Raw genomic sequence first — 11774 nt, 5'->3', positions numbered from 1 at the left:
GTGAAGGAGTTGTCAATGGCAACTCTTTTTTTATTACTTTAAATGAGTAAAATAATGTCGAAAATATAGTTTGTGCATTGTAATTATTAGTAGTTTTAATGCTTTAAAATTTTATTGTTACCAAATGAAAAATTACGTTACATTCTTGTTTTTTGTTTTCTCTTTTAGTTTGTTTTCACAAAACAATAAATTAGAAACAGGCGAGTATTCTTCAACAACTATAGCCGCCGAATCGCTGAAGATGATTTTATCTGATAATAATAAATTTCAGTTATCCATACTATCGGGAACTTATGAGGTTGTAAATGATTCGGTTTATTTTAAAACATCCTATGATGATATGCCAAAATTTGTTCTAGAATATTCAAATCCAAATCCAAAATCTGATAAAATTACCATCGATTTAGGTGAAAATTCATTTTATAGATTTTATAATATTTACATTGGAATTCAGAAAAACAATGATGCTCAAATAGAATTTAAAACTATTAAAGAATTATTAAATATTACAAACGATTTTGATTACGAAAGAAAACAATTGAGTTTTGAGATAGATAAATCTAATTTTATATATTTCGTAGAAGAAAACTTAGACAAAGAAACATTTATCGAAAAATATCAAATTTCTAATAATGTATCTCAAATAAAAGTGACCTATTATTCAAATGATCTTGGAAGACTTAATTTAAAAGGATTTTATGACCAAGCTAATAAAGAGTTAATCGTGTCTGAAGGGAAAATTCCTTTGAAATTTTCACTAAATAAAGATGTGAAAAAGGATATTCTAAAAGAAAAACCAATTGAAAAACGGGTTGAAAAAGATTGGACCTATCCTGGAAAAAAAGAGATAGATAATTATGATTATGCTGTTGATACTGCTGTTGCTGTTGTAGATACTTCTTACGCGCCATCTTACATTTTTAAATTGAAAATTGACAGTAATTTAAAAGATGCTTTAAAACAAGCAAAATCCCATAAAAATCAATTTTTAGTTGTAATCAACAATCCAAATAGCAAAAAGGCATTATCAAGTTTTAACTCCTTCATTAAAAACTACGAATCTGAAGTTGGGTATAGCATGTATGATGGGTATATTCCTGAAAATGATAGATTTATTTTTTATTTTACTTCTGAAAAAGATAAAGAAACATTAAAGAATTTAGGAGTTTTGAATAATGAAACGCTACTAGTTTTAAATTCAGAAGGGCAAAAATTGTATGCGGGTAATGTAGATAATTATCATGATAGTTTTACCTATTATAATTCCTCAAGCACTTATTCGGAATTGATTGGTATTAATGCTAAGCTTAAGTCAGATGCAGTGATTTCAAACAAAAAGGCAACACTAGAAGATGTTGAGAAACAATTATTAGAAGTTTCTAAACTAGAATTTTTACATAGTAATGAAGAAATCACAGATAAACCTATTGTTAATGAAGTAGCAGTTGATTCAACATTTTCTGTTTATGGTTTTGATATTTTTAGACAAAGAAAAAATGTTTATCAACTAAAAACTAAGCAAGATGTTTTAAAAGATAAATGGTCTAAAATTCTTGAAAATAGATTGTTAGAAAAAGAGGTGAATTTTACAACCGTTGATATTATTCTAAGAGAATTTAATTATGATGGATTCAATAAAGCTTTATACAACTCATCTGAGCCAATTGTAATTCCAACTGATTTACAATCGATAAATTATATCAGTAAGCACTATAAAACTATTACTAACACAAAGTTTAATGATACTGTAGCAACTAATTATGATTATTATAATTTAAATTATACACTTACAGGTGTTCTTGATAGGAATTCTGATTTAAGTAATAATCCTTCTAAAGAATATCAAACAAAGGTTTTAAAGTCATATAAAGATTTATTAACTATTACAAATAACAATCCTCTAGTTAAAAATAGTTATATGAATGCATTAAAGAGATCAGAATTTTTTGAAGAATTTCTTGTGCAGTATGAAGATTTTTTTAATTCATTAGTTAAAGAAAATACCAATTTAATTGAAAATTTAGATAATGCTTACAAGCAAAATATCGAAGCTGGAATTGGTTGGAATGATTTTAAATATGAGTTTGCAAATAATGCAAATGAAGCCGCTTGGACAGTTGTTGAGAAAACCAAAGATGTGAATTGGGTAAAAAAAGCTATTTTTTGGAGCGAAACTAGTTTAAAAATCGAAAAAGATAATAGCTATTATTTAGATACTTTAGCACAACTTTACTATAAAAATGGTGAGAAAGAAAAAGCAATTGCAACAGAGTCAAAAGCCATTGAAAATATTAAAGATAATTCTACAGAACAAACCGAACAATACAAAATTGTTTTAGAAAAAATGAAAGCCGGAACTTATTAAAAACTAAAAACCTGACTATTTCTAGTCAGGTTTTTTTATAATTTGTTTTGAAATCATTACAATCCAAAAGCAGCTTTTACATGATCTACGAAATCTAATTTTTCCCAAGTAAATAATTCAACTGTAACCGTTTTAGATTCACCATTTGGCAATTTAAACGTTTTTGTTACTGTTTCAGATTTTCTTCCCATATGACCATAAGCAGCAGTTTCGCTATAGATTGGGTTTCTCAATTTCAAACGTTGCTCAATGAAGTAAGGACGCATATCAAAAATTCCTTCAACAATTTTACTAACTTCTCCATCAGTCATATTTACTTTTGATGTTCCATAAGTATTAACGTTAATAGAAGTAGGTTTTGCAACTCCAATAGCATACGATACTTGAACTAAAACTTCGTCACACAAACCTGCAGCAACTAAGTTTTTAGCAATATGTCTTGTTGCATAAGCAGCAGAACGATCCACTTTACTTGGGTCTTTTCCAGAAAATGCACCACCACCATGAGCACCTTTTCCACCATAAGTGTCAACAATAATTTTTCTTCCAGTCAAACCAGTATCTCCGTGAGGTCCACCAATTACAAATTTTCCAGTTGGATTAATATGGTAGGTAATATTGTCATTAAAGAAGTGAGCATATTGAGGATATTTCGCTTTAATTCGAGGAATCAAAATCGAAATCAAATCACTTTTAATTTTAGCCAACATAGTAGCTTCATCAGCAAAATCATCATGCTGTGTAGAAATTACAATAGCATCAATTCTTTGTGGTTTATTATCATCAGAATATTCTAAAGTCACTTGCGATTTTGCGTCAGGACGTAAGTAAGTAATCTCAGAATTTTCTCTTCTAATATTTGCCAATTCAATCAATAAAGCGTGTGCAATATCCAAAGCTAATGGCATATAGTTTTCAGTTTCATTAGTTGCATAACCAAACATCATTCCTTGGTCACCAGCACCTTGCTCTTCTTTACTTGCTCTATCAACTCCTTGATTAATGTCTGCTGATTGCTCATGAATTGCAGATAAAACACCACAAGAATTTGCTTCAAACATATATTCACTTTTAGTGTAACCAATTTTCTTGATTACATCTCTTGCAATTGTTTGTACATCTAAATAAGTGTCTGATTTTACCTCTCCAGCAAGAATTACTTGACCAGTTGTAACTAAAGTTTCACAAGCTACCTTAGATTCAGCATCAAATGCTAAAAAGTTATCGATTAACGCATCACTAATTTGATCAGCTACTTTGTCTGGATGTCCTTCACTTACTGACTCTGACGTAAATAAATAAGCCATAATATAATTTATTTTAAAATTAATTTTTGTGAAGAAAAAAGAAAAATTGCAAGTAAAAGCTAAAGAAGGTATTCTGCTTTAGCATTTTTTTACGAGGTTGCAATCAGTTCAAATTTTTCCTCATTTATTTGTGGTGCAAATTTAGAAAAGTTTTTAAGTAAAAAACTATTTAAATGATTTTTTTTATATATTTGTGTTTAATAAACTCTAAAAATGTATCGTATGAAAAAACTATTACTTTCTATTTCATTAATTTTTGCTGCATTTTCAACTAATGCACAAGTATTAACATCAAATGCTTTTGATGATATTACAACTCTTGCGCCTGCAGGTTGGACTTTATTAAATAAAAGTACAGCTGTGGGGACTACTACTTGGTTTCAAGGAAGTGGAGCAACTACATTCCCAGCCTATAGTGGTGGTGCAGATGCATACATTGGAGCTAATTTCAATAGTACAACTGGTGCTAATACTATTAGTACGTGGTTAATAACGCCATCAATTTCAATTCAGAATGGTGATATAATCTCTTTTTATACTAGAACGGCTACAGCAAGTACATGGCCAGATAGATTAGAGTTAAGATTAAGTACAAATGGTGCATTTTCTGCTGATCCAGCTACTACTACTACAGTAGGTGATTATACTACATTAGCTTTATCTGTTAATGCTGGTTTAACTGCAGGTGACTATCCAGAAACATGGACACAATTTTCTTACACAGTTACTGGTTTGACAGGTGTTGTTGATTGTAGAATTGCATTTAGATATTTTGTTACAGGAGGTGGTCCTTCAGGTGCTAATTCTAATTATATTGGAATTGATGACTTTGCTGTAACTAGACCTGCAGCTAATACTCAAGAATTCTTCGCAGGAAACTTTGCTATTCAACCAAACCCAGTTAATGATGTATTTACATTAAACGCTAAAAACGGAGTAGCTATTGAAAAAGTTGAAGTATTAGATATCAATGGTAGAATTGTTAATCAAGTTAATGGTTCATCTACTGATGCAATTCAAGTAAATGTTTCTGATTTAAATTCTGGTGTATACTTCGTAAGAGTACAGTCAGATTTAGGTGTTGGAACATCAAAAATCATAAAAAAATAAGTAAACATTTTTAATGTTTATTGAAAGGAGCTTTACAGCTCCTTTTTTTTATTTTATGGAATTACATCGTTATCGTAATATTTTTAAACATATTTTCTGTTTTTTTTGTAATTCTAATTTCTATGTCATTACTTTGCAGTGTTCATAAACTTATTGATTGTTATCACGAAAGCCCGAGGGAATAGACCCGATGAAAGCTTAGCAACCCTACACTGTAGAAGGTGCTACATTCTAGTTTAAAGTAAATTTAAGCAAAGATAACCGCGAGATTTTCTTCTCACTTTCCATGATAACATATAATTAAACAACAGCAACTTTAAAAGTTGTGCTATTTATATGTCAAAAATAAACCAAGCAATAAAGGAAAGAATCCTAGTTCTCGATGGAGCAATGGGAACCATGTTACAACGCAACAATTTCTCTGAAGAAGATTTTCGTGGCGAACGATTTAAAGATTTTCCTCATCCGTTAAAAGGAAACAACGATTTACTTTCAATAACACAACCCGAAGCCGTAAAACAAGTCCACCGTTTGTATTTTCAAGCTGGTGCTGATATCGTAGAAACAAACACATTTTCTGGAACTACCATCGGAATGGCAGATTATCATTTAGAAGATTTAGTTTACGAATTAAATTATGAATCAGCCAAAATAGCAAGGCAAGTTGCCGATGAATTTACAGATAGACCACGTTTTGTAGCAGGTTCAATAGGTCCAACAAACAGAACGGCTTCTATGAGTCCAGATGTAAACGATCCTGGATTTCGTGCCGTAACCTTTGATGATTTAAAAATTGCCTATCGTCAACAAGTAGAAGCTCTAATCGATGGAGGTTGCGATGTTTTATTAGTGGAAACCATTTTCGACACATTAAATGCTAAAGCAGCACTTTTCGCTATCGAAGAAGTAAAAGAAGAACGAAAATTAGACATTCCAGTAATGGTTTCGGGAACAATTACAGATGCTTCAGGAAGAACGCTTTCGGGTCAAACGGTCGAAGCATTTTTAATATCTATTTCTCATATTCCGTTATTAAGCATCGGATTCAATTGTGCACTTGGAGCTGACCAATTAAAACCTTATTTGCAACGATTGTCTATGAATACACAATTAAATATTTCAGCACATCCAAATGCAGGTTTGCCAAACGCTTTCGGGCAATACGACCAAACACCATTAGAAATGCAAGCTCTTATAAAAGAATATCTAAAAGATAATTTAGTAAACATTATAGGCGGTTGTTGTGGTACAACACCAGAGCACATTAAAGCAATAGCAGATGTTGCCAAAGAATTCAAACCAAGACAAATTTTAGAAACAATATAATGACGGAAGTAAAGAATAAATATCTAAAATTATCAGGATTAGAACCTTTAATTGTAACACCCGAAACTAATTTTGTTAATGTTGGAGAACGAACTAATGTTACAGGTTCACGTAAATTTCTACGATTAATAAAAGAAGAAAAATACGAAGAAGCACTAGATATCGCAAGAAATCAGGTAGAAGGCGGAGCCCAAATCATAGACGTCAACATGGACGAAGGAATGTTGGATGGCGTTTATGCTATGACCAAGTTCTTAAATCTAATTGCAGCCGAACCAGATATTGCTCGTGTTCCAGTAATGATTGATAGTTCCAAATGGGAAATCATCGAAGCAGGATTGAAAGTCATTCAAGGAAAAGGTGTAGTAAATTCGATTTCTTTAAAAGAAGGAAAAGAAGTTTTTATTCATCATGCCAAATTGATAAAAAGATACGGAGCAGCAGTAATTGTTATGGCATTTGATGAAGAAGGTCAAGCTGATACCTATGAAAGACGTATAGAAATTTGCAAAAGAAGTTATGATATTTTGGTTGATGAGGTTCATTTTCCAGCAGAAGATATAATTTTTGACCCAAATATTTTCCCTGTAGCTACAGGAATGGACGAACATAAATTAAACGCATTAGATTTTTTCAGAGCCACCAAATGGATTCGTGAAAATCTTCCTTATGCCAATATTTCCGGTGGTGTGAGTAATGTTTCATTTTCGTTTCGTGGAAATGATAAAGTTCGTGAAGCAATGCATTCGGCTTTTCTTTATCACGCCATCAAAAACGGTATGACTATGGGAATTGTAAATCCTGAAATGCTAGAGATTTACGATGAAATCGATCCAGTTTTATTAGAACATGTAGAAGATGTTTTGCTGAACAGAAGAGAAGATGCAACAGAAAGATTATTAGATTTAGCAGAAAGCTTCAAAGGCGATTTCAAAACAAATGAAAAAGCAATTCAAGAATGGCGAAATGGTTCTGTTCAAGAAAGATTGACACATTCTTTAGTAAAAGGAATTGACGAATTCATAGAAATAGATGTTGAAGAAGCACGATTAAATTCAGAAAAAGCTATTGATGTTATCGAAATCAATTTAATGGCAGGAATGAATGTTGTTGGAGATTTATTCGGTAGTGGAAAAATGTTTTTGCCTCAAGTAGTGAAATCGGCTCGTGTAATGAAGAAAGCCGTTGCTTATTTACTTCCATTTATCGAAGCACAAAAAGATGGAAAATCTTCATCAGCAGGAAAAGTATTGATGGCAACTGTGAAAGGTGATGTTCATGATATTGGAAAAAATATTGTAGCAGTAGTTTTAGGTTGTAATAACTTTGAAATCATTGATTTAGGAGTTATGGTTCCGCCAGAAAAAATCATTCAAGCTGCCGTTGAACATAATGTCGATATTATCGGATTGAGCGGATTGATTACGCCATCATTAGACGAAATGGTTTATTTAGCAAAAGAATTAGATAAATTAAATATCAAAATTCCAATAATGATTGGTGGTGCTACTACTTCTCGTGCACACACAGCTGTGAAAATTGCTCCAGAATATAAAGAAACCGTTGTTCACGTAAACGATGCTTCTCGTGCCGTAACTGTTGCAAGTAATTTGTTGCAAGCCGAAACGAAAGATGGTTATGTGAAAGCCATTCGAGAAGAATATGACAAACTTCGTGAAGGTTATCTAAGCAGAAGTCGAGACAAAAATTATCTTTCCATTGAAGAAGCTCGAAAGAATAAATTGCAATTAAATTGGGATAATTTCAATCCATCAAAACCTAATTTTATTGGAACAAAAACCATAGATGTTGAGCTTTCAGAGCTAGTAGATTTTATCGATTGGACACCATTTTTTCAATCGTGGGAATTACACGGAAAATTTCCAGCGATTTTGACTGATGAGGTTGTTGGTGAACAAGCCACAAGTTTATTTGATGATGCTCAAAAAATGTTGCATCAAATAGTTTCAGAAAAATGGTTAACGGCGAAAGGAATTCTTGGGATTTTTCCAGCAAATACTGTCAACGATGACGATATCGAACTAACAACCGACAATCGACAACCAACAACTTTTCTAACTTTAAGACAACAATCTCAAAAAACTGCAGGCGCACCAAACATCGCTTTAGCCGATTTTATTGCGCCAAAAGATTCAGGAAAACAAGATTACATGGGTTGCTTTTGTGTAACAACAGGTTTTGGAGTAGATGAAAAAGCATCCGAATTTGAAAAGCAATTAGACGATTATAATTCCATTTTGGTAAAAGCTTTAGGAGATAGATTAGCAGAAGCATTTGCAGAATATTTGCATTTAAAAGTTAGAAAAGAAATTTGGGGATATGCTTCTGATGAAAAATTGAGTAATCAAGATTTGATTGATGAAGAATATAAAGGTATTCGTCCTGCACCAGGTTATCCAGCTTGTCCAGATCATTTGGAAAAACCAACCATTTGGAAAGTTTTAAATGTGGAACAAGAAATAGGAGTGACCTTAACCGAAAGTATGGCAATGTGGCCTGCAGCATCGGTTTCGGGATATTATTTTGCCAATCCAGAAAGTAAATATTTCGGACTAGGAAAAATAAAAGAAGATCAAGTAATAGATTACGCCAAAAGAAGAGGAATTTCAACAGAAATAGCAACAAAATGGCTTGCTCCAAATATAGCAGATTAAAAATAGTTGTCAGTTCTCAGTTTTCAGTTTTCAATTGTTTTGGAAACAGATAACAGATAACAGACAACAGACAACTAAAAATTATGAAAGTAACCCAACACATAGAAAACGCCCAAGGAAAACCTTTATTCTCTTTCGAGATTCTTCCGCCATTGAAAGGGCAAAATATTCAATTTATTTATGATGGAATTGATCCTTTAATGGAATTCAAACCGCCATTTATTGATGTAACCTATCATCGTGAAGAATATGAGTTTAAAGAATTACCAAGTGGACTATTACAAAAGAAAATTGTAAAAAAACGTCCAGGAACAGTCGGTATTTGTGCCGGAATTCAAAATAAATATTCAGTTGATGCTATTCCGCATATTTTGTGTGGCGGATTTACTAAAGAAGACACTGAAAATCTGCTAATCGATTTAGATTTTCTTGGAATTGACAATGTGGTTGCACTTCGTGGAGACGCTTTAAAAAACGAAACTTATTTTAAACCTGAAAAAGAAGGTAATGAATATGCAACCGATTTGGTTTTACAAATCAATAATTTAAACAACGGAATTTATTTAGATGAAGATTTGCAAAATTCAGCTTGTACTAATTTTTGTATTGGAGTTGCAGGTTATCCAGAAAAACATATGGAAGCACCAAGCTTAGATAGCGATATTCACTTTTTAAAGCAAAAAATTAAAAATGGAGCCGATTACATAATTACGCAAATGTTTTTTGACAATAAAAAATTCTTTGATTTTGTGGCTAAATGTCGAGCTGCAGGAATTACAGTTCCAATTATTCCAGGTTTGAAGCCTATTGCAACTAAAAAGCAACTGAATTTAATTCCGCACCGTTTTTCTTTAGAATTGCCAGACGATTTGATTATGGCGGTTGTAAAAGCTAAAGATAACGACCATGTAAAACAAATTGGAATTGAATGGTGTATTGAGCAAAGTAAAGAATTAGTTGCGGCAGGAATTCCAGTTTTACATTATTATTCAATGGGAAAAGCTGAAAACATCAAAGCTATTGCTAAAGAGATTTTTTAAAAATAGATAGAATAATCAAGAAATCAATAATTACTCAAAATCAAAAAGATTTAATTCTTTAACTTATTCTGTTATATTTGTGCGAATTAATTTTTTAAAATGAGGAGATTTTACTATCTATTTTTATTGATTTCTTTAGGTTGCTTTTCGCAAAATAATCAAGACACACCTTCTTTAAGTGTAACTTATTTTAGAGGTAATGTTCTTCCGCATACTCCAGATTTAGAACATCTTAAAGGGCATCCAAGTGGTGTAATGGTAGACTTTGTTAAACAAACTCATGGCAACAGCGAATGGCATGCAGCATATAATTATCCAGAATATGGTGCATTTTTTCTTTATCAAAATTTTAATAATCCTTACATAGGAAGTAATTATTCAGTTGGAGCTTTATATAATTTTTATTTTTTGAATAGAAATGTAAAGTTGCTTTTGTCTCAAGGAGTTGCGCTTACAACTACACCTTATGATAAAGTCGAAAATAGTAAGAATAAAGCTTTTGGTTCAAAGATAATGGCGAATACCAACCTCGGACTTTTCTACAAAAAAGAAAATATTATTGATAGGTTCGGAATTGAAGCAGGAATTCTTTTCACGCATTATTCAAATGGAAGAACAAAATCTCCTAATAGTGGAATAAATACTTATGGTTTAAATCTAGGAATCAATTACAATTTTGAGGATTCAAAAAACAATAGTGCTGATTCAACTATGATTAAAAAAACATATAAAGAACCAATAAAATATAATTTAGTTTTTAGATCTGGTGTTAACGAAAGTGCCGTTATTGGAAGTGGTCAACATCCGTTTTATCATATAGGTGTTTATGCTGATAAAAGATTAAATAGAAAAAGCGCCATTCAATTTGGTACAGAAGTTTTTCTTACTACTAGCTTTAAAGATTTTATCAAATATAAATCTATTGCTTATCCTGAATTAAATTTAGATCCAAATACTGATTACAAAAGAGTTGGAGTTTTTATAGGTCACGAATTGTTTGTTAATAGAATTTCACTCGAAGCTCAAATAGGATATTATGTTTATGATCCATTCAAAAATGAAATACCTATTTATGATAGAGTAGGAATGAAATATTACATCACCAATAAAATTTTTGCCGGATTTACAATAAAAACCCATTTGTTTCTTGCCGAAGCATTGGAGTTTGGAGTTGGAGTACGTTTATAAAATAACTATAACATGAAGAAAATAATAATTGCAACAGTATTATTTATAACATTAATTTCCTGTGAAAAGCCAAGTGATTGTATTGAATCTGCTGGAAATACTATTACAAAAATTGTAGAAGTAACACCATTCACAAGAGTAGAAGTTTACACTGGTATTGAACTTATCATAACTCAAGGAGCAGAATACAAAGTAGAAATTGTTACTGGTGAAAATATAATTGAAAACGTTGAGGTTAAGCAAGAAGGTAACATTTTGAAGCTAAAAGAGAATTCGTCTTGTAACTGGGTTAGAGAATACGGACAAACAAAAGTTTATATAACTGCGCCCAACATAGAAGATATTTATTCTAAAAGTGATCGAAAAATTTCATCTAATGGTGTGCTTACTTATCCTATTTTAAGATTATTTGCTTTAGATAAAGATGGCGATGGAAAAGAAGGAGCAGGAACAAGTGATTTTTATATTAATGTAAATAATAGCCAGTTAGTTATTGAAAACAATAATGTTGCTAGATATTTTATTTCGGGAAGTACAAACCAAGCATTCTTTAATTTCTATGCTGGAGATGGAAGAATTGAGGCTCCTAATTTAACAGCACAAACTATCAAAGTTTTTCACAGAGGTTCTAATGATATGATTGTAAAACCAATACAAAGTATTGTTGGGAAAATGGTAAGTACAGGAGATATAATTCTAAAGAACAATCCGCCAATTGTAGATGTTGAAGAATTATATCAAGGACAAGTTATTTATATTTAAC

8 protein-coding genes and 1 riboswitch are annotated in these 11774 nt (G+C 31.5%); of the genes, 7 read left to right on the top strand and 1 reads right to left on the bottom strand.

What is annotated here, in order from left to right:
* Positions 1-124 precede the first annotated feature (124 nt).
* On the top strand, positions 125-2365 hold the full coding sequence (locus ACYU7A_RS06940) for a hypothetical protein (RefSeq protein ID WP_460575257.1): 2241 nt from the start codon (positions 125-127) through the stop codon (positions 2363-2365).
* A gap of 56 nt (positions 2366-2421) precedes the next feature.
* On the opposite strand, the gene metK is transcribed toward ACYU7A_RS06940, so the two are convergent.
* A complete protein-coding gene (metK, locus tag ACYU7A_RS06935; protein ID WP_460575255.1) occupies positions 2422-3672 on the bottom strand; it encodes a methionine adenosyltransferase in 1251 nt (416 codons plus the stop codon).
* Between the two features lie 222 nt (positions 3673-3894).
* Between metK and ACYU7A_RS06930 the strand changes: the two genes are divergently transcribed.
* From ACYU7A_RS06930 to ACYU7A_RS06905, 6 genes are all read left to right on the top strand, one after another.
* Positions 3895-4782, top strand: a complete 888-nt coding sequence (locus ACYU7A_RS06930; protein WP_460575253.1) for a T9SS type A sorting domain-containing protein — start codon at positions 3895-3897, stop codon at positions 4780-4782.
* Between the two features lie 157 nt (positions 4783-4939).
* Positions 4940-5046, top strand: a riboswitch (SAM riboswitch).
* A 72-nt stretch (positions 5047-5118) separates the two neighbouring features.
* A complete protein-coding gene (locus ACYU7A_RS06925) occupies positions 5119-6108 on the top strand; it encodes a homocysteine S-methyltransferase family protein (RefSeq protein ID WP_460575251.1) in 990 nt (329 codons plus the stop codon).
* Positions 6108-8783, top strand: a complete 2676-nt coding sequence (metH, locus tag ACYU7A_RS06920) for a methionine synthase (protein ID WP_460575249.1) — start codon at positions 6108-6110, stop codon at positions 8781-8783. The genes ACYU7A_RS06925 and metH overlap by 1 nt, the downstream gene beginning before the upstream one ends.
* 83 nt (positions 8784-8866) lie before the next feature.
* Positions 8867-9823 (top strand): methylenetetrahydrofolate reductase [NAD(P)H], encoded by a 957-nt coding sequence (gene metF, locus ACYU7A_RS06915; protein WP_396145211.1) that lies wholly within the window; start codon positions 8867-8869, stop codon positions 9821-9823.
* Positions 9824-9922: 99 nt separating this feature from the next.
* A complete protein-coding gene (locus tag ACYU7A_RS06910; RefSeq protein WP_460575246.1) occupies positions 9923-11011 on the top strand; it encodes an acyloxyacyl hydrolase in 1089 nt (362 codons plus the stop codon).
* A 12-nt stretch (positions 11012-11023) separates the two neighbouring features.
* Entirely contained in the window at positions 11024-11773 is a 750-nt protein-coding gene (locus ACYU7A_RS06905; protein ID WP_460575244.1) for a head GIN domain-containing protein, read from the top strand.
* The last annotated feature ends 1 nt before the right edge of the window (position 11774 follow it).

It is taken from the genome of Flavobacterium koreense (assembly GCF_054776075.1).
This window is presented reverse-complemented; position numbering and strand designations above follow the sequence as displayed.

Excerpts from the sequence above, each read along its gene's own strand:
- metK (WP_460575255.1), bottom strand. The coding sequence starts at position 3,672 with ATGGCTTATTTATTTACGTCAGAGTCAGTAAGTGAAGGACATCCAGAC.
- ACYU7A_RS06940 (WP_460575257.1), top strand. The coding sequence starts at position 125 with ATGAAAAATTACGTTACATTCTTGTTTTTTGTTTTCTCTTTTAGTTTG.
- ACYU7A_RS06905 (WP_460575244.1), top strand. The coding sequence starts at position 11,024 with ATGAAGAAAATAATAATTGCAACAGTATTATTTATAACATTAATTTCC.
- metH (WP_460575249.1), top strand. The coding sequence starts at position 6,108 with ATGACGGAAGTAAAGAATAAATATCTAAAATTATCAGGATTAGAACCT.
- ACYU7A_RS06930 (WP_460575253.1), top strand. The coding sequence starts at position 3,895 with ATGAAAAAACTATTACTTTCTATTTCATTAATTTTTGCTGCATTTTCA.
- ACYU7A_RS06925 (WP_460575251.1), top strand. The coding sequence starts at position 5,119 with ATGTCAAAAATAAACCAAGCAATAAAGGAAAGAATCCTAGTTCTCGAT.
- ACYU7A_RS06910 (WP_460575246.1), top strand. The coding sequence starts at position 9,923 with ATGAGGAGATTTTACTATCTATTTTTATTGATTTCTTTAGGTTGCTTT.
- metF (WP_396145211.1), top strand. The coding sequence starts at position 8,867 with ATGAAAGTAACCCAACACATAGAAAACGCCCAAGGAAAACCTTTATTC.